Below are 19,243 nucleotides of genomic sequence, written 5' to 3'. Positions count from 1 at the left end.
GCAGGCCATCCGGCTTGCCCGTCACCCGCATCAGGCGCCGGTTCCGCCCACCGTGATCGCATCGATCTTCAAGGTGGGCTGACCGACACCGACCGGTACCGACTGGCCGTCCTTGCCACAGGTGCCCACGCCACTGTCCAGTGCCAGGTCGTTGCCGACCATCGACACCTTGCTCATCGCTTCCGGACCATTGCCGATCAACGTCGCGCCCTTGACTGGCGTGGTGATCTTGCCGTCTTCGATCAGGTAGGCTTCGCTGGTCGAGAAGACGAACTTGCCGCTGGTGATATCCACCTGTCCGCCGCCAAGGTTGGCGCAGTAGATGCCTTTCTTCACCGAAGCGATGATCTCGGCCGGATCGCTCTCGCCCGCCAGCATGTAGGTGTTGGTCATGCGCGGCATGGGCAGGTGCGCATAGGATTCGCGGCGACCGTTGCCGGTGGCGGCGACGCCCATCAACCGCGCATTGAGTTTGTCCTGCATGTAGCCCTTGAGCACGCCGTTTTCGATCAAGGTGGTGCACTGGGTCGGCGTACCTTCGTCATCGACGCTCAGCGAGCCGCGACGCCCGGCCAGCGTGCCATCGTCGACGATGGTGCACAGGCTCGATGCCACCTTCTCACCGACGCGACCGCTGTAGGCCGAACTGCCCTTGCGGTTGAAGTCGCCTTCCAGACCATGCCCGACCGCCTCGTGCAGCAACACCCCAGACCAGCCGGCGCCCATCACCACGGGCATGGTGCCTGCCGGTGCCGCCACCGCTTCGACGTTGACCAGAGCCTGGCGCAGCGCCTCGCGGGCATAGCCCATGGCGCGGTCTTCGGCGAGGAAATAACGGTAGTCGGTACGTCCACCACCGCCATGGCCACCGCGCTCGCGACGACCGTTGTGCTCGACGATGACACTGACGTTAAAACGCACCAGTGGCCGCACGTCCGCCGCCAGGCTGCCATCAGCGGCCGCGACCAGAATTCTTTCCCAGACCCCGGCCATGCTCACGGTGACTTGCTGGATACGGGGGTCCAGTGCACGGGTGGCGGCGTCGACACGCTTGAGCAGGTCGACCTTTTCGGCGCGGGTAAGCACTTCCAGTGGGTTGTCCGGACCGTACAGCTGGCTGACCACCGGACTGCTGAAGGCCTGCACGCGGCCATTCTGGCCGGCGCGGGAGATCGAGCGCGCCGCGCGCGCGGCCTGCACCAGCGCATCCTGGGTGATCGCGTTGCTGTAGGCGAAGCCGGTTTTTTCCCCGGACTGGGCGCGTACGCCCACGCCTTGGTCGAGGTTGAAACTGCCTTCCTTGACGATGCCGTCTTCCAGCGCCCAAGACTCGGAAATCTGACCCTGGAAATACAGGTCGGCCGCGTCGATGCCCGGGCCGGCCAACTCGCCCAGCACCGATTGCAGGCTGTCGAGCGTGAGGCCGCCGGGGGCCAGCAGGTGGTCGCTGACGGTGGATAACATCTGGCTCATATTTACTCCGCGCTGTTCGCAGGGCGCGTCGCGCGCTGCGGGATAGATGCTCGCAGTTCGCTTAGCGGCGCTGCGTCAGTAGGTGCTCGCAGGCCGCGAGGCGGTCTGCGCAAACGGATGCTCGCGAGTCGCCTGAGGCGATGCGCGCGATGCGGGTGTCGGTGACGGATGAACACTACATGCGTCCGCCCCGACACGTTTTCAATACCCGGCCTGGCCCAGCCGTCCGATACACAGCCAAGGCTACCGCCCCTTCAGCCACCGAAAGGCTTGACCAGGGTCATCTGCGGATCCTTCCACGAACCCTCGATGCGATACTGCACACTGGCAAAGCGCGCCACGCGGTCGCCGAGCAGCTTGTTCACCACGAACAGGGCGCCGCCGACCACCGGCGCGCCCACCAGAACCGCAGCCAGCGGCAGGCTGTTGGTGATCGGCAAGGCGACCTGCACCTTGGCGTTGACGCCGTCGCGGACCATGTCCAGGGTACCGTCCAGATCGATGTCGGTACTGGGGCCGCGCAGGGTGATCGGGGTTCTCGTCACGTACACCCCTTCGCTGGCCACCAGCAGGCCCTTGACTCGATCGTAGCTCAAACCCTTGCCCAGCACATCGGAGAAATCCAGGCGCAGACGGCGACCGATCGCATTGAAGTTGAGCAGACCGAACACGCGCAGGGCCTGCGCACCGCCTTCGACTTCGACGAACTGGCCGTCACGCAGGGTGGCGTCCAGGTTGCCGGAAAAACGCTTGAGTCCCACCCAGGCCGGCGAACCGGGCCAGCGGCCGTCGGCATCCAGATGGAACGACTCGCTGGTCACGGTGGGCGCGAATTTCCAGGCCTGGAGCACGTCGGCCAGGTTCTTGCCCTGCAGCCGTCCGCGGAACCAGGTGCTGGAAGCTCCCGGCGCGCCTTCCCAGGTCGCCGCACCTTGCAGCATCAAGCCCTTGAGCCCCAGGTCGAGGTCGTTGAGGGCGACACCACGGGCGGTCGGGCGCAGCTTCAACGACCAACTGCCGACCAGTTCCGAACCCTGCAACAGCTGGCGAATCCTGACATTGACCGCCGGTATCTTGCGCGGATCGACATTGGCCAGGGGATCAGGCGACTCGACCGGATTGTCAGCCTTGACCGCGTTCGGATCGACCGGCGGCAAGCGCACGGTGTCAAGGTCGACATTGATCGGGGTCGCCTTGCCATCGGGTACATCGACCCTGCCAGTGATTTGCTGGCTGGCCACAGCGAGGTGCCAGGCGCCGGGGCTGCGGTTGAGCTGTACCCGCGCCTGATCGAGTTGCTGGCTGAACCCCTTGAGCGTGCCGATCTGCAAGTCGACGGCATTGATGACCTGGCTGGCGGTGCCACTCGGATTGCCGCCCGTGTAGTTCTCGGCCTGCTGCTGCCACGGCTCCAGGTCCAGGGTCGGCAACGCGCCACGCACCCGCAGGCCCTGGGTCGCAGGAAGCTGCGGCGTGCCGGCGCCGACCAGCAATTCGCCGCGGCCGCTGGCCAGGTCGTTGGGCGGCGCGGCGTAGGCGAAGCTGGCGATGTCGGCGTAGGTGACGTCGAAGCGACGCTCACGGCCTTGCAGGTTCATCACGAAGGCCGTGGGACGGGCCACGGAACGCGCTTTGCCAAAGGGTGCGGGCAAGTCGATGTCGACGCCCTTGAGGTCGGAGTCGACGCGAAGCTGGCTGTCGCTGCCCAGTTTGAGCTGCAACTGGTAGGCGATATCGCCGGACGCCGGCACGGCCTGCTTGACCTGCAACCAGTCGACCAGGCGTTTCACCGGGATCTGGCTGTCGGCGACGATGCGCGTCAATGGCGCGCCCGGCTTGCCCTCGGCCATGATCTGCGCCTTCACCGGCTGATCGAAGGCCTGGGCCGTGACGCCCTCGCCACTCAGGCCCTTGTCAAAGTCGAAACGGAATGTCCCGCCCAGTTGACTCAGCGCAAGCTCGGGCGACTTGATCTTCAGGCGCGCCGCACGGGTACTGAAGTCGACCACCACCTTGGGCTCGTGCCCCTTGACCAGCGGGATGTCGAGTTCCAGCTTGCCCTTGAGCGGGCCCTCGCCTTGCCAGCCAGCGAAGATGTCGGCGGTACCGATCGGAGCGGTCTGCAGGATCTTCAACCCGTCAGCCAGGCCGCCGTCGAAATTGCCATTCACGAACAAGTGGCTGTCCTGACCGACCGGCACGTGGGGCACGCTGACCGCAACGTCGCTGACCTTGGTGTCGAGAATCTGCCCACGGTCAGCCAGGATGCGCACGTCGCCGTCCTGGATGTAGACATTGCCTGCGACCTTGCGCGCCTCCGGCCAGCCGGGCTGGAAGGCCAGGGTCACGTCATGGACCTTGAAAAACAGGGTGATGCTGCGCGAATGGGCCTCGGCTGCACTGGCCAGCGAGCCTTGGTACTGGAAGTAACCCTGGTCGACCGCGCCGCGTTTGATCGCCGTGCGCAGCCACTGGTCGACCGACGGGCTGAGCACCTTGGGCAGGTATTTGCTGGTGTAGGCGCCATCGCCGTCGACCAGGCCAACCCGCAGGTCCATGTAGGGCTCGGCCTCGTGATGCAACGGCAGGCGAATGAGGAAATCGGCCGCGATCTTGGCCTCCTCGCCCAGCACACGAATAGCCGGCGCGATCAAGGTGAAAGCGTGATCGTCGAGCTTGAAGTTCAGCCGGGCGTTAGCCTTGAGGTAATGCCAAGGTTTTTCGAAGATGGGACTCAGGTGCAGCATGAACTTGTCGCTGTCCAGGCGCAGTTCGCCTTGGCCGATGTCGCCAATCAAACTGCCACTGACATTGTCTGCTGCTGGAGCACCGTAGTAGGCATCGAAGCCGACATTCTCCAGATTGGCGGCGTAGCTCAGGCGCTCGGCACCCGTGGCCTTGGGACGAACGTCGAGGGAAAGGTTGCGCACCACGCCGGTGAAGTTCAGGCCGTTGACGATGGCCGCCACCTGTTTGGGCAGGGGTGCCAGCGCGTCGAGCAGTGGCGTGATCGGGGTCAGGTCGAGGCGATCGGCCTGCACACGCCACTGCTCCTGACTCGACGGCGTTGCCGCGCGCTGCTGCAGCGCCAGATGGCTTTGCCATGGCTTGCCGTCCAGCGTCATGGCGAGGGTTCCCAGGTTCACGTCGAAACCGTCGGTGTTGCGCTGCATCCACGCCTTCAGCGTGAGATCGGCGATGGTATACGGCTTGTGGTCGCCATAAGCGCCCTTGAACGCCGGCGCATCGAGTTGAACCACGGCTCGCTGGACATTGGCGTCTGCCCAGTCCACCCAAACCTCGCCCCCCGCCTTGAACTGGTCAAGCTGCCAACCCTGGGTATAGCGGCGTGGCAGCCACTTTGCCCAGTCGCTCTGCGGCAGATTCGCGTAGGCCTGGGCGCGGCCGTCGCGCCAGTGTTCGGCGCGCACCTGAGCCTCGACGTTCAGCGCCAGCGGCTGACCGTCGGGCAGGTGCAGGCGCAGGTCCAGACGCTGGCGCTCGTCAGCGGTGCGCAGACTCAGGCCGACATAGGTGAGGGTCAGTGGATCATGCTCGAAGGGTTGCAGGGTCAGTTGGCTGTCGAGCACCGACAACTGCTCGACCTGTTGCATCTGCTGCAACGTGCGCTGCACGTCGAAGGCCTGATCCGGTTGCTGGGGCACGCCCTTGACCGACCACTTGCCCGTGGCGTCCTCGACGGCGCTGAGCTGCACGCCGCCCAGCTCGAGATGGGCAATGCGCACCGCACGCGCCAACAGGCTGCCCCACAAGTCAGGCACCACCTTGACCTGATCCAGGCGCAGCGCGTTGCTGCCCTCGCCCACCTGCACATCATGAATCAGCAGCACTGGCGCCAGACGGTTCCAACGGCCTTCCAGGCTGCCGATGCGCACCGGCATGCCCAGCGCCTCGCTGGCACGCGCCTCGATCTGAGCATCGTACTCGGCCACCAACGGAATCAACTGCCGACCCAGGCTGACATAGAGCGCCAGCAACACCAGCAGCACGGCGCACAGTGCCAGGGCCCAACGGATCAAGCCCCCGAGCGCAGCACTCACACGGACCATGCAGGCACGCTCCGGCAATGTACCGCGTCAGCCCTACAGGTCGAGAATCGTTCCACTGGCCGTTTCAGAGCAGCACCACATCATATTGTTCCTGGGAATACATGGACTCGACCTGGAAGCGAATGGTTCGTCCGATGAACGCTTCCAGTTCGGCCACATTGCCGGATTCTTCGTCGAGCAGACGGTCGACCACTTTCTGATTGGCCAGCACACGATAGCCTTCGGCCTGATAGGCACGGGCCTCACGCAGGATCTCGCGAAAAATCTCGTAACACACTGTCTCGGGGGTTTTCAGCTTGCCGCGGCCCTGGCAGCAAATGCAGGGCTCGCACAGCACCTGCTCGAGGCTTTCCCGGGTGCGCTTGCGGGTCATCTGCACCAGACCCAGTTCGGTGATGCCAATGATGTTGGTCTTGGCGTGATCGCGCTCCAGCTGCTTCTCGAGGGTACGCAGAACCTGACGCTGATGCTCCTCATCTTCCATGTCGATGAAGTCGATGATGATGATCCCGCCGATGTTGCGCAGGCGCAGTTGCCGGGCAATGGCGGTGGCCGCTTCCAGATTGGTCTTGAAGATGGTTTCTTCGAGGTTGCGGTGACCGACGAAAGCGCCGGTGTTGACGTCGATGGTGGTCATCGCCTCGGCCGGGTCCACCACCAGATAGCCGCCGGACTTGAGCGGCACCTTGCGGTCCAGGGCACGCTGGATCTCGTCTTCCACACCGTACAGATCGAAGATCGGGCGCTCGCCGGGGTAATGCTCCAGGCGGTCGGCGATTTCGGGCATCAGCTCGGCAACGAACTGGGTGGTCTTCTGGAAGGTTTCCCGGGAGTCGATGCGGATCTTCTCGATCTTCGGGTTGACCAGGTCGCGCAGGGTGCGCAGTGCCAGGCCCAGGTCTTCGTAGATTTCAGTCGGGGCGCCGACGGTCTGGATCTGCGCATTGATCTGGTCCCACAGACGGCGCAGATAGCGGATGTCCATGAGGATTTCCTCGGCACCGGCGCCGTCGGCAGCGGTGCGCAGGATGAACCCGCCGACTTCCTGAATACCTTCTTTCTCGACGCAGTCGGCCACCACCTTCTTCAGGCGTTCGCGCTCGCTCTCGTCTTCGATCTTCAGGGAAATACCGACGTGCCGGGTGCGCGGCATGTACACCAGGTAGCGCGAAGGGATCGACAGCTGGGTGGTCAGGCGTGCGCCCTTGGAACCGATCGGGTCCTTGGTGACCTGCACCACCAGGCTTTGTCCTTCATGGACCAAGGCGCTGATGGTTTCCAGGCTCGAGCCTTCGCGCAGGGAGATTTCCGAGGCATGGATGAACGCGGCGCGGTCCAGGCCGATGTCGATGAAGGCGGCCTGCATGCCGGGCAGCACGCGCACGACCTTGCCCTTGTAGATATTGCCGACGATGCCGCGACGCTGGGTGCGCTCGACATGCACCTCTTGCAGGACACCGTTTTCCACCACGGCCACGCGCGATTCCATCGGCGTGATGTTGATCAGAATTTCTTCGCTCATGGCTGGGTCTCGTTCCTGGTGTCTTTATTGTAGTGGCGATGACGCGCCCGCAAGGCCCTTCTCAGGACGCTTGCCAGCAGGCGATGCCGTTGCGTTGCAGCAGCGCCGCGGTTTCGAACAAACCCAGACCGACGACGGCAGAATAACTGCCTTCGAGCTTTTCTACGAATATTGCACCCAGACCCTGAATGCCATAACCGCCCGCCTTGTCCGCTGGCTCGCCGCTGGCCCAATAGGCACGGGCCTCTGCCTCGTCAATAGGGCGGAAGGTGACCCGCGCCGACGCGGTGCAGGTGTCCATGCGCGCACCGTCGAACAGCGCCACAGTGGTGATCACCTCGTGAGTGCTGCCGGACAACAACGCCAGTATCGCCAAGGCATCGGCCTCGTCACGCGGCTTGCCGAGAATGCGGCCTTGAGCGATGACCGCCGTATCTGCGCCCAGCACATGACCGCTGCCTGGCTGCGGCAGCGACTCCCAGCCGGCGCGAGCCTTTTCTTCGGCCATGCGTTGTACGTAGGCAAAGCTGCCTTCACCGGCCTGCGGGGTTTCGTCGATGGGTGCCTTGACCACGGTGAACGGGACGCCGATCTGTGTCAGCAGTTCACGCCGTCGCGGCGAGCTGGAAGCCAGGTACAGGGTAGACATGCGAGGCGTCTCCGCGTCGGGCCGCGCACGGGCCCGTCAGTTGATGCCCAGGCGCTTGCGCAAGCCGCGCAGCAGATAGCTGACCCACGGCCAGAGCAAAGCGCTCATCAGCGCAGGCAGCAGCAGGGCCAAGGTAGGTTGACGGTTGCCGGTCAAGGCGCTCAGCCACAGCTGGACCAACTGCGCCAGGCCGAAGACCACGAGGATGACCAAGCTCTGCTGCCACATCGGGAAGATGCGCATGCGCTGGGCCAGGGACAGGATGAGAAAGGTGATGAGGCTGAGGATGAGCGCATTCTGCCCAAGCAGCGTGCCGAACAGCACGTCCTGCGCCAGCCCCAGGACCCAGGCGGTGGTCATGCCCACCTTGTGCGGTACCGAGAGCGTCCAGTAGGCCAGCAGCAGGGCCAGCCACAGCGGCCGCAATACTTCCATGAACTGCGGCATCGGCGACACGCAGAGCAACAGGCCGACAACGAAGGTCACCCAGATGACCCAGCCATTGCGCGAGCGAGTACCTACCATTATTGCCTCTCCCGTGTTGTAGCCGGCACGGACCGCGAAGGCGTCGCCGGGGTCGTGTGCGCGGGGGTGGCGGCCGGTGCTGTGCTGTGCGCGGGTGTGGCAGATGCGGGTGCAGCGGCAGCCGGCGCCGTGGTTGGCGTCGTCGGAGTGCTGGCTTCGGGTGCCGCGCCTTGGCGATCGGCGGCTTCCTGAGCCTGCGCGGCCTCGGTGGCGCGCTGCTCCGGTGACCGGCTGTCGCTGAACACCAGCAACAGATAGCGGCTGCGGTTCAGGGCGGCGGTCGGCACGGCGCGAACGATGGCGAACGGCTGGCCGGAATCGTGGATAACTTCCTTGACCGTGGCCACCGGATACCCGGCCGGGAAACGCTGCCCCAGGCCCGAGCTGACCAGCAGGTCGCCTTCCTTGATGTCGGCGGTATCGGCCACATGGCGCAGTTCCAGGCGTTCGGGATTCCCCGTGCCGCTGGCGATGGCGCGTAGGCCGTTGCGGTTGACCTGCACCGGGATGCTGTGGGTGGTGTCGGTGAGCAGCAGCACGCGCGAGGTGTAGGGCATCAGTTCGACCACCTGCCCCATCAGGCCGCGTGCGTCGAGCACCGGCTGGCCGAGCACCACGCCGTCGCGTTCGCCCTTGTTGATCAGGATGCGATGGGTGAACGGGTTCGGGTCCATGCCGATCAGTTCGGCGACCTCGACCTTTTCGTTCACCAGCGCCGAGGAGTTGAGCAACTCGCGCAGGCGCACGTTCTGTTCGGTCAGCGCCGCCAGCTTTTGCAGGCGACCCTGCAACAACAGGGCTTCGGTCTTGAGTTTCTCGTTTTCGGCCAGCAACTCGGTGCGGCTGCCAAACTGGCTGGCAACGCCTTCATAGAGCCGCTGGGGCAGATCGGTGACCCAATAGGCACGCATCAGCACCAGCGACATTTCGCTGCGCACGGGCTTGAGCACGGTGAAGCGCGCGTCGACCACCATCAGCGCGACCGACAGCACGACCAGCACCAAAAGGCGCACGCCCAGTGAGGGGCCCTTGGTGAAAAGCGGTTTAATAAGCCGCTCCTCCCAGGCAAATGTTCATGTGGTCATTCATGTGACGGCAAACCGGCCCGGATCGAAAGTACAGGACGCATACAGGTAGCATCGAAGACGCTACCTGTAAACGACCCCAGGAATCTTTCCCGCGAAGTTACTCGCTGGAGAGCAGATCCATGGTGTGCTTGTCCATCATTTCCAGGGCACGACCGCCACCACGAGCCACGCACGTGAGCGGGTCTTCGGCGACGATCACCGGCAGGCCGGTTTCCTGGGCCAGCAGCTTGTCGAGGTCGCGCAGCAGCGCGCCACCACCGGTCAGCACCAGGCCGCGCTCGGCGATGTCCGAGGCCAACTCCGGAGGCGACTGCTCCAGCGCGCTCTTGACCGCCTGCACGATCGTGGCCAGGGACTCCTGCAGAGCCTCCAGCACTTCGTTGGAGTTCAGGGTGAAGGCGCGTGGCACGCCCTCGGCCAGGTTGCGGCCGCGCACGTCGACTTCACGCACTTCGCCGCCCGGGTAGGCGGTGCCGATTTCCTGCTTGATGCGCTCGGCGGTGGATTCGCCGATCAGGCTGCCGTAGTTGCGACGCACGTAGGTGACGATGGCTTCGTCGAAGCGGTCGCCGCCCACGCGGACGGACTCGGCGTAGACCACGCCATTGAGCGAGATCAGGGCGATTTCGGTGGTACCACCGCCAATGTCGACGACCATCGAGCCGCGTGCTTCCTCGACCGGCAAACCTGCACCGATGGCGGCTGCCATGGGCTCTTCGATCAGGAACACTTCGCGGGCACCGGCGCCGAGCGCCGATTCACGGATGGCACGACGCTCCACCTGGGTGGACTTGCAAGGCACACAGATCAGCACGCGCGGGCTGGGCTGCAGGAAGCTGTTTTCGTGCACCTTGTTGATGAAATATTGCAGCATCTTTTCGCAGACGCTGAAGTCGGCGATGACGCCGTCCTTCATGGGGCGAATGGCGGCGATGTTGCCGGGGGTACGACCGAGCATGCGCTTGGCTTCGGTACCGACCGCAACGACACTTTTCTGATTACCGTGGGTCCGAATGGCCACAACCGATGGCTCATTCAGAACGATACCGCGCTCACGCACGTAAATAAGGGTGTTGGCAGTGCCCAGGTCGATGGAAAGATCGCTGGAAAACATGCCACGCAGTTTCTTGAACATGGGAAAAGGACCCTAGGCAACGCGTGGGTAAAAAAGTGCGGCAAACTCTAACAACGGCGGGGATTTTGGGCAAGGCGCCAATATGTTAAATTGGCTGTTTTTCCGGGCACGCCTGCACTCGATCGCGGCCATATGACCGCAGAAGTGCGATTGTGTTCCCCAAAACCACGGCTCTGCCGTATTTCATTTTCCACCGGAGACCCCCATGGCGCTTGAACGCTGCGACGTGGAAAAGATCGCTCACCTGGCTCGTCTGGGCCTGAATGACGCCGATCTGCCACGCACCATCGAAGCACTGAACAGCATTCTGGGCCTGGTCGACCAGATGCAAGCGGTCGACACCCGCGGCATCGAACCCCTGGCCCACCCACTGGAAGCCAGCCAGCGGCTGCGCGCCGATCAGGTGACCGAACGCAACCAGCGCGACGCCTACCAGGCCGTTGCGCCGGCGGTCGAGAATGGCCTGTACCTGGTTCCGAAAGTCATCGAGTAAAGGGAAAAGAGCCTGCCATGCATCAACTGACACTGGCCGAGATCGCCCGCGGACTCGCCGACAAGAAATTTTCCGCCGAAGAGTTGACCCGCACCCTGCTGGCGCGCATCGCCCAGCTGGACCCGCAGCTCAACAGCTTCATCACCGTCACCCCCGAGCACGCCATTGCCCAGGCACAGGCCGCCGATGTGCGCCGCGCCAACGGTGAAAGCGGTGCCCTGCTGGGCGTGCCGCTGGCCCACAAGGATCTGTTCTGCACCCAAGGCATCCGCACCAGCTGCGGGTCCAGGATGCTGGACAACTTCGAGGCGCCCTACGACGCCACCGTGGTGGCCAAGCTCAATGCGGCCGGCGCGGTCACACTGGGCAAGCTGAACATGGACGAATTCGCCATGGGCTCGGCCAACGAGAACAGCCACTACGGCGCGGTGAAGAACCCCTGGAACCTGGCGCATGTGCCCGGCGGCTCGTCGGGCGGTTCGGCTGCGGCCGTGGCCGCGCGTCTGCTGCCAGTGGCCACAGGTACCGACACCGGCGGCTCGATTCGCCAACCCGCCGCCTTCACCAATCTCACCGGCATCAAACCGACCTACGGCCGGGTGTCGCGCTGGGGCATGATCGCCTACGCCTCCAGCCTCGATCAGGCCGGCGTGCTGGCGCGCAACGCCGAAGACTGCGCCCTGCTCCTGCAAGGCATGGCGGGCTTCGATCCGCAGGACTCCACCAGTATCGATGAGCCGGTTCCGGACTACAGCGCCACCCTGGGCGACTCCCTGCAGGGTCTGCGCATCGGCGTGCCGAAGGAATACTTCGGTGCCGGCCTCGACCCGCGCATCGCCGAACGGGTACAGGCCAGCATCCAGGCGCTGGAAAAACTCGGCGCGGTGATCAAGCACATCAGCCTGCCAAACATGCAGCAGGCGATCGCCGCCTACTACGTGATCGCGCCGGCCGAAGCGTCCTCGAATTTGTCGCGCTTCGATGGCGTGCGCTTCGGCTACCGCTGCGAGAACCCCAAGGATCTGACCGATCTGTACAAGCGCTCGCGCGCCGAAGGCTTCGGCGCGGAAGTGCAGCGTCGCATCATGGTCGGTGCCTATGCCCTGTCGGCCGGCTACTACGATGCCTATTACCTGCAGGCGCAGAAGATTCGCCGTCTGATCAAGAACGATTTCATGGCCGCCTTCGAAGACGTCGACATGATCCTCAGCCCGACCACGCCGAACCCGGCCTGGAAACTGGGGGCCAAGAACGCCGATCCGGTGGCCGCCTACCTGGAAGACATCTACACGATCACCGCCAACCTGGCCGGCCTGCCCGGCCTGTCGATGCCGGCCGGTTTCGTCGATGGTCTGCCGGTCGGCGTGCAACTGCTGGCCCCTTACTTCCAGGAAGGCCGCCTGCTCAACGTGGCGCACCAGTACCAGCAAGTCACCGACTGGCACACTCGCGCGCCTGAAGGCTTCTAAGGAGAAACATCATGCAATGGGAAGTCGTGATCGGGCTGGAGATTCATACCCAGCTCGCCACCCAGTCGAAGATTTTCTCCGGCAGTTCCACCACCTTCGGTTCCGAGCCGAACACCCAGGCCAGCCTGGTCGACCTGGGCATGCCCGGCGTGCTGCCGGTACTCAACCAGGAAGCCGTGCGCATGGCCGTGATGTTCGGGCTGGCCATCGATGCCGAGATCGGCCAGCACAACGTGTTCGCGCGCAAGAACTACTTCTACCCCGATCTGCCCAAGGGCTACCAGATCAGCCAGATGGAGCTGCCGATCGTCGGCAAGGGCCACCTGGACATCACCTTGGAAGACGGCACGGTCAAGCGCATCGGCGTGACCCGCGCGCACCTGGAAGAGGACGCCGGCAAGAGCCTGCACGAGGACTTCAGCGGCAGCACCGGTATCGACCTCAACCGAGCTGGCACGCCGCTGCTGGAAATCGTGTCCGAGCCCGACATGCGCAGCGCCAAGGAAGCCGTGGCCTACGTCAAGGCGATCCATGCGCTGGTCCGCTACCTGGGCATCTGTGACGGCAACATGGCCGAAGGCTCGCTGCGCTGCGACTGCAACGTCTCGATCCGGCCCAAGGGCCAGGTCGAGTTCGGCACCCGCTGCGAGATCAAGAACGTCAACTCGTTCCGCTTCATCGAACGCGCCATCAACAGCGAGATCGCGCGCCAGATCGAGCTGATCGAGGACGGTGGCAAGGTCGTTCAGCAAACCCGCCTGTACGATCCGAACAAGGACGAGACACGGGCCATGCGCAGCAAGGAGGAAGCCAACGACTACCGTTACTTCCCCGATCCGGACCTGCTGCCGGTGGTGATCGAGGATTCGTTCCTGGAAACCACCCGGGCGACCCTGCCCGAGTTGCCGCCGGCCAAGCGCGAGCGCTTCCAGCGTGAGTTCGGTCTGTCTGCATACGACGCCAGCGTGCTGGCTTCGAGCCGCGAGCAGGCGGACTTCTTCGAGCAGGTCGTGGGCAGCTGCGGTGATGCCAAGCTGGCCGCCAACTGGGTCATGGTCGAGCTGGGCAGCCTGCTGAACAAGCAGGGCGTGGAAATCGAGGAATCGCCGGTCAGCGCGGCGCAACTGGGCGGCATGCTGCAGCGCATCAAGGACAACACCATCTCCGGCAAGATCGCCAAGATGGTCTTCGAAGCCATGGCCAATGGTGAAGGCGATGCCGACCAGATCATCGAGGCGCGCGGCCTGAAGCAGGTCACCGACAGCGGTGCCATCGAGAAGGTGCTGGACGAAGTGTTGGCCGCCAACGCCGAGCAGGTCGAACAGTACCGTGCGGCAGACGAGGCCAAACGCGGCAAGATGTTCGGCTTCTTCGTCGGCCAGGCCATGAAAGCGTCCAAGGGCAAGGCCAACCCGCAGCAGGTCAACGAGCTGCTCAAGAGCAAGCTGGCCGGCTGATGCAACAGCGCACCCCCTGTAGCCGCGGCGCAAGCCGCGTCCGGCCCCGAAGCAGTGAATCCTGTGGACCGTGGATACCGCCGACGCGGCTTGCGCCGCTGCTACGGGGGGTTTGTTCATTTGGGCGTCATGCCGTTTGTGCCGGCGCGATTGCGTTGTTGGCCGGTTGCGCCAGCCAGAACGGCATCATCGACCCCCGCGGTTACGACCGTGACGGGGTCGCCTCCTATTACGGCGCGCGCCACCATGGCGCTCGCACGGCCAGTGGCGAACGCTTCGATCAGCACGGCCTGACCGCGGCCCACCGCCAGCTACCGTTCGGCACGCGAGTGGTGGTGACCAACCTGGCCAACCAGCGCAACGTCATCGTGCGGATCAACGACCGTGGTCCTCAGTCACGCGGGCGCTTGATCGATGTGTCCAAAGGCGCCGCTGAAAAACTGGGCATGTTGCGCAGCGGCACCGCTCGCGTGCGCGTGCAAACCCTGCAAGACTGACTCGGAGCCGCCGTCATTTTCAATCTCGCCACCTTGCCCGGACCCACCTTGCTGCAATTGTTCGCAGGGCTGTTGCTGCTGATTGCCGGGGCCGAATGGCTGGTGCGCGGCGCCGTGCGCCTGGCGGCTGCGCTGAAGGTCAGGCCACTGGTGGTGGGCCTGGGCGTTGTGGCGCTGGGCAGCAGTGCGCCGCAGCTGGCGGTCAGCCTGCAGGCGACGTTCGTCGGTACGCCCGACATCGCCGTGGGCAGCTTGGTGGGCAGCAACATCTTCAGCTTGCTGGTGACCCTGGGGTTATCCGCGCTGATCATTCCGTTGCGGGTGTCCCGGCAACTGCTGCGGCTCGATATCCCGTTGCTGATCGGCGCCAGTGCGCTGGTATTCGGACTGGCCTTGAACGAGCAACTGGGGCGCCTGGAAGGCGGCATCCTGCTCTTGGGCCTGGTCTGCTACCTGGGCGTGCTATGGCGCCAGTCGCGGCATCCGGGCCGGGTGGCGACGCCACAGGGCACCGCCCCCTGGCTCAAGTGCCTGGGCATGATGCTCGGCGGTCTGCTGCTGTTGGTCGCCGGAAGCCACTGGTTACTGGAAGCGGCGCTGGAACTGGCCACCGATTTCGGCCTGTCGGATCGGGTGATCGGATTGACCATCGTGGCCGTCGGCACCTCTCTTCCGGAATTGGCCACCTCGCTCGTGGCCGCGTTGCGCGGTCACCGTGAGATTGCGGTGGGTAACGTGATCGGCAGCAACCTGTTCAACCTGCTCGGCGTGCTTGGCCTGACCGCCGTGCTGGCGCCAGCGCCCTTGAGCGTTTCGCCCAATGCGCTGGATTTCGACCTGCCGGTCATGCTGGGCGTCACGCTGCTGTGCCTGCCCCTGTTCTACTCGGGATACCGCGTCACACGGGTCGAGGGGCTGGTGCTGCTGGGGCTCTACGCTGCCTATGGCCTGCATGTAGTGACCTTCACCACGGGCATGCCGCTGGCGGCGAGACTGGAAGAGCTGATGCTGTTCTACGTGCTGCCGGTACTGGCGGCAGTGGTACTCTGGGGCACCCTGCGCGCCTGGCGTCGACAGCACTGAACGACGCGACCTACCCCTGACGCTTCTTGAACATCCAGGCCACGGCCAGTACCCCGAGCCATACGGGAATCAACAACACCGAAATGCGGATGCCTGGGGTCATGTACATGATCACCAGAATCGCTGCCAGGAACGCCAGGCATACCCAGTTGGTGATCGGGTAACCCCAGCTCGGAAAGAACGTTGCATGACCGTTGGCGCGCATGGCCTTGCGGAACTTCAAGTGCGTGATACTGATGATGCCCCAGTTGATGACCAGCGCAGACACGGCCAGCGCCATCAGCAAGCCAAACGCCTCGCCCGGCATCAGGTAGTTGATGAGCACGCTCAAGCCGGTTGCCAGCGCGGAAATCCCCAGTGCTTTCATGGGCACGCCACGACGGTTGACCTTGAGCAAGGTCTTGGGTGCGTCACCCTGCACCGCCAGGCCGAACAACATGCGGCTGTTGCAGTAGACGCAGCTGTTGTAGACCGACAGCGCTGCGGTCAGCACCACCACATTGAGTACGGTGGCCACTACGTTGCTGTCCAGCGCGTGAAAGATCATCACGAATGGACTGCCGCCCTCGACTACTTTTTGCCACGGGTACAGCGACAGCAGGATGGTCAAGGCACCCACGTAGAACAGCAGGATGCGGTAGATCACCTGGTTGGTGGCCTTGGGTATGCTGCGCTTGGGATCATCAGCTTCGGCGGCGGTGATGCCGACCAGTTCCAAACCGCCGAAGGAGAACATGATCACCGCCATGGCCAAGGTCAGGCCCCCGATGCCGTTGGGGAAGAAGCCGCCGTATTGCCAGAGGTTGGCGACGCTGGCATCGGGCCCGCCATTGCCGGTGGCCAGCATCCAGGCGCCGAAGCCGATCATGCTGACGATGGCCGCCACCTTGATCAACGAGAACCAGAACTCCATCTCTCCATAGATCTTCACCTGGAACATGTTGATCGCGTTGATCAGCACGAAGAACACCGCGGCCGAGGCCCAGGTGGGCACGTCCGGCCACCAGTACTTGATGTAGATGCCCACGGCGGTCAGCTCGGCCATGCCCACCAGCACGTACAGCACCCAGTAGTTCCAGCCGGACATGAAGCCGGCCAGGCCACTCCAGTAGCGGTTGGCGAAATGGCTGAAGGTCCCGGTGACCGGTTCCTCGACGACCATCTCACCGAGTTGACGCATGATGAAGAAAGCGATGAGGCCGCCGATGGCGTAGCCCAGGATCACCGAAGGGCCGGCCATACCGATGGTCTGGGCAATGCCCAGAAACAGGCCGGTGCCGATGGCGCCGCCCAGGGCAATGAGCTGGATATGCCTGTTTTTCAGACCCCGATGCAGACCTTCGGGGGTGGATTGATCATCCATTGCGGTTCCTTAGCGGGTAAATGCTTGCCGGTGGGCAAGCAGCGTCTAGATCCAGCCGCCCCACTGCAACAGGAAAATTCCGATATTGGTGGTGATGGCCGCCGCCAGGGTGGTGATCACGATGATGGCGGCGGCGAGCGAATAGTTGCCGCCGCTGGCCCGCACCATGACATAACCGACCGAGGCCGAAGGAGCGCCAATATACAGGAACAGAATGCCCAGTTCCGCCCCGCGAAAGCCCAACAGCCAGGCACCGAATGTACCGACGATCGGCAGCAGGATCATTTTCACCGCGCTGGCGCTCAAGGCCACCGAACCACTGCTGCGCAAGGCGGCCAGTGACAGGGTGCCGCCAATGCAGATCAGTGCCAGCGGCAGGCTCATCTGCGCGACGTAATCGGCAGAGGTCAGGATCCAGTTGGGGATGGGCACCTGCAGCCAGGCGAAGGGCACGGCCGTGACCACGCTGATGATCAGCGGGTTGACCAGGATGCTCTTGCAGATGCTCAAGGGGTCGGACTTGATGTTGGGGCTGTAGATCGCCAGCACCACGACGGACAAGGAGTTGTAGAGCACGATCACCAGGCCCGCGAGGATCGAGCCCAGAGAGATGCCGTAGTCACCATACATGCTGCCGGCCAGGGCCAGGCCGATGACGCCGTTGTTGCCGCGGAACGCGCCTTGGGTGAAGACGCCGCGATCGACCTCGGGACAACGCTTGGTGGCGATCCACCAGGCGATGGCGAAGCTGCCCACCGTGGCCACCACGAAATACACCAGCAAGCCGGGCTTGAGCGCCGAGCGCAGGTCGGCGTGGTAGATGCCCAGGAACAGCAAGGACGGCATGCAGACGTTGAACACCAAGGCCGAGGCGGTCTTGATGAAGTTGTCGTTGATCCACTCGATCCGCTTCAGCCCATAGCCCAAAAACAGCATGGCGAACACCGGAGCGGTCACGTTCAGAGTCTGCAGAAATAGGGCCAGCATGCCGGGGGAACCTGTTGCCTGGAGTCAGACGACAATGATAGCGAGGATAGGGGAATGAGGCGGGGAAATTCTGGCAAAGCGTGTGTATGCAGCAGCCCTTTGGCGGGCCCGCCCCGCTCCCACAGAGATCCCCAGCACCTGCAAGATCGCCGTAGGAGCGGTCAGCGGCCGCGAAAGCCGCACCGCGGTTCCGAAGCTTACTGCGGACCCATCTTGTCCATCAGCGCAGCGAGCATTTCATACTCTTCACCGGTCAGGTCGGTCAGCGGGGTGCGCACCGGACCTGCGTCGTAGCCTGCGATCTTGGCGCCAGCCTTGACGATACTGACGGCATAGCCCGACTTGCGGTTGCGGATGTCCAGGTAAGGCAGGAAGAAGTCGTCGATCAACTTGCCTACGGTGACGTGATCGTCAGCGGCGATCGCGTGGTAGAAGTCCATCGCGGTCTTGGGGATGAAGTTGAACACGGCGGACGAATAGACCGGCACGCCCAGCGCCTTGTAGGCAGCAGCGTAGACTTCGGCGGTCGGCAGGCCACCCAGGTAGCTGAAGCGATCGCCCAGGCGGCGACGGATCGACACCATCAACTCGATATCGCCCAGGCCATCCTTGTAGCCGATCAGGTTCGGGCAGGTTTCGGCCAGACGCTCCAGCAGCGGTGCGTTCAGACGGCAGACGTTGCGGTTGTAGACGATGACGCCGATGTTGACCGATTTGCACACGGCTTCGACGTGGGCGGCAACGCCGTCCTGGCTGGCTTCGGTCAGGTAGTGCGGCAGCAGCAACAGACCCTTGGCACCCAGGCGCTCGGCTTCCTGTGCGTATTCAATGGCCTGGCGAGTGGAACCGCCAACTCCAGCGAGGATAGGCACGCTGGTGGCGCAGGTGTCGACCGCAGTCTTGATCACTTGCGAGTATTCGCTGGCAGCGAGGGAGAAGAACTCACCGGTACCGCCGGCAGCGAACAGCGCGCTGGCGCCATAAGGGGCAAGCCATTCCAGACGCTTGATATAGCCCTCGCGGTGGAAGTCGCCTTGGGCAGTGAAGTCGGTTACCGGGAAAGACAGCAAGCCGTGATTGAGGATGGACTTTAGTTCTTGTGGATTCATTGTTTGAACACCCTGGGTCGCATGGAAAATTGAACAACCAAGCAGCCATGGCTGGCTGATGTCGTACGTCATCGTACAACTACTTTCTGTGTTCCTCAATAGGAGGAAAGAAGTATTTTGGTTTGTCGCGATGTGCCTTGGGCCCTGCATGTTACGCCGACGCGGCTTGCGCCGCTGCTACAGGGGTGCGGTACTTCTGTAGCAGCGGCGCGAGCCGCGTCAGGCTTCACCGCGGGGTATCAGACAGATCACCTTGTCCGCCGACGCGGCTTGCGCCGCTGCTACAGGGATCGCGGTACTGCTGTAGCAGCGGCGCGAGCCGC

15 protein-coding genes are annotated in these 19,243 nt (G+C 63.8%); 5 read left to right on the top strand and 10 right to left on the bottom strand.

What is annotated here, in order from left to right; genetic code table 11:
- Positions 1-30 precede the first annotated feature (30 nt).
- The 7 genes from tldD to mreB all read right to left on the bottom strand — a co-directional run bounded on the left by tldD (position 31) and on the right by mreB (position 10,462).
- A complete protein-coding gene (gene tldD / locus QMX89_RS02840) occupies positions 31-1,473 on the bottom strand; it encodes a metalloprotease TldD (RefSeq protein WP_049860568.1) in 1,443 nt (480 codons plus the stop codon).
- 254 nt (positions 1,474-1,727) lie between these two features.
- Positions 1,728-5,543 carry a YhdP family protein gene (locus tag QMX89_RS02835; protein ID WP_282346676.1) on the bottom strand — a complete coding sequence of 1,272 codons (3,816 nt, stop codon included), beginning with the start codon at positions 5,541-5,543 and terminating at the stop codon, positions 1,728-1,730.
- A gap of 64 nt (positions 5,544-5,607) precedes the next feature.
- Positions 5,608-7,065: a ribonuclease G gene (gene rng, locus QMX89_RS02830; protein WP_049860566.1), complete on the bottom strand. Its 1,458-nt coding sequence runs from the start codon at positions 7,063-7,065 to the stop codon at positions 5,608-5,610.
- Positions 7,066-7,126: 61 nt separating this feature from the next.
- Positions 7,127-7,714 (bottom strand): nucleoside triphosphate pyrophosphatase, encoded by a 588-nt coding sequence (locus QMX89_RS02825; protein WP_049860565.1) that lies wholly within the window; start codon positions 7,712-7,714, stop codon positions 7,127-7,129.
- Between the two features lie 36 nt (positions 7,715-7,750).
- Complete coding sequence (gene mreD, locus QMX89_RS02820; protein WP_049860564.1) at positions 7,751-8,239, bottom strand: rod shape-determining protein MreD; 489 nt, start codon at positions 8,237-8,239, stop codon at positions 7,751-7,753.
- Positions 8,239-9,288, bottom strand: a complete 1,050-nt coding sequence (gene mreC, locus QMX89_RS02815; protein ID WP_082223639.1) for a rod shape-determining protein MreC — start codon at positions 9,286-9,288, stop codon at positions 8,239-8,241. The genes mreD and mreC overlap by 1 nt, the downstream gene beginning before the upstream one ends.
- A 136-nt stretch (positions 9,289-9,424) precedes the next feature.
- Positions 9,425-10,462, bottom strand: coding sequence for a rod shape-determining protein MreB (gene mreB, locus QMX89_RS02810; protein ID WP_008371426.1), 1,038 nt, complete (start codon positions 10,460-10,462; stop codon positions 9,425-9,427).
- A gap of 205 nt (positions 10,463-10,667) precedes the next feature.
- On the opposite strand from mreB, the gene gatC reads away from it, so the two are divergent.
- The 5 genes from gatC to QMX89_RS02785 all read left to right on the top strand — a co-directional run bounded on the left by gatC (position 10,668) and on the right by QMX89_RS02785 (position 15,461).
- On the top strand, positions 10,668-10,955 hold the full coding sequence (gatC, locus tag QMX89_RS02805) for an Asp-tRNA(Asn)/Glu-tRNA(Gln) amidotransferase subunit GatC (RefSeq protein WP_122741448.1): 288 nt from the start codon (positions 10,668-10,670) through the stop codon (positions 10,953-10,955).
- Between the two features lie 17 nt (positions 10,956-10,972).
- Complete coding sequence (gene gatA / locus QMX89_RS02800) at positions 10,973-12,424, top strand: Asp-tRNA(Asn)/Glu-tRNA(Gln) amidotransferase subunit GatA (protein ID WP_282346652.1); 1,452 nt, start codon at positions 10,973-10,975, stop codon at positions 12,422-12,424.
- Between the two features lie 11 nt (positions 12,425-12,435).
- A complete protein-coding gene (gene gatB, locus QMX89_RS02795) occupies positions 12,436-13,881 on the top strand; it encodes an Asp-tRNA(Asn)/Glu-tRNA(Gln) amidotransferase subunit GatB (protein ID WP_192001296.1) in 1,446 nt (481 codons plus the stop codon).
- A 149-nt stretch (positions 13,882-14,030) separates the two neighbouring features.
- Positions 14,031-14,378 (top strand): septal ring lytic transglycosylase RlpA family protein, encoded by a 348-nt coding sequence (locus QMX89_RS02790; RefSeq protein ID WP_049860757.1) that lies wholly within the window; start codon positions 14,031-14,033, stop codon positions 14,376-14,378.
- A gap of 48 nt (positions 14,379-14,426) precedes the next feature.
- A complete protein-coding gene (locus QMX89_RS02785) occupies positions 14,427-15,461 on the top strand; it encodes a calcium/sodium antiporter (protein WP_282346642.1) in 1,035 nt (344 codons plus the stop codon).
- Positions 15,462-15,471: 10 nt separating this feature from the next.
- On the opposite strand, the gene QMX89_RS02780 is transcribed toward QMX89_RS02785, so the two are convergent.
- From QMX89_RS02780 to kdgD, 3 genes are all read right to left on the bottom strand, one after another.
- Entirely contained in the window at positions 15,472-16,824 is a 1,353-nt protein-coding gene (locus QMX89_RS02780; protein WP_049860559.1) for an amino acid permease, read from the bottom strand.
- A gap of 45 nt (positions 16,825-16,869) precedes the next feature.
- On the bottom strand, positions 16,870-17,811 hold the full coding sequence (locus QMX89_RS02775; protein WP_049860558.1) for an AEC family transporter: 942 nt from the start codon (positions 17,809-17,811) through the stop codon (positions 16,870-16,872).
- A gap of 197 nt (positions 17,812-18,008) precedes the next feature.
- A complete protein-coding gene (gene kdgD / locus QMX89_RS02770; protein ID WP_056845005.1) occupies positions 18,009-18,920 on the bottom strand; it encodes a 5-dehydro-4-deoxyglucarate dehydratase in 912 nt (303 codons plus the stop codon).
- Positions 18,921-19,243 lie beyond the last annotated feature (323 nt).

The sequence above is a fragment of the Pseudomonas sp. PS01301 genome (assembly GCF_029960215.1).
Taxonomy (GTDB): domain Bacteria; phylum Pseudomonadota; class Gammaproteobacteria; order Pseudomonadales; family Pseudomonadaceae; genus Aquipseudomonas; species Aquipseudomonas coleopterorum.
Note: the sequence above shows the minus strand (reverse complement) of the source record. Positions and strands in the feature narration are given on the sequence as shown.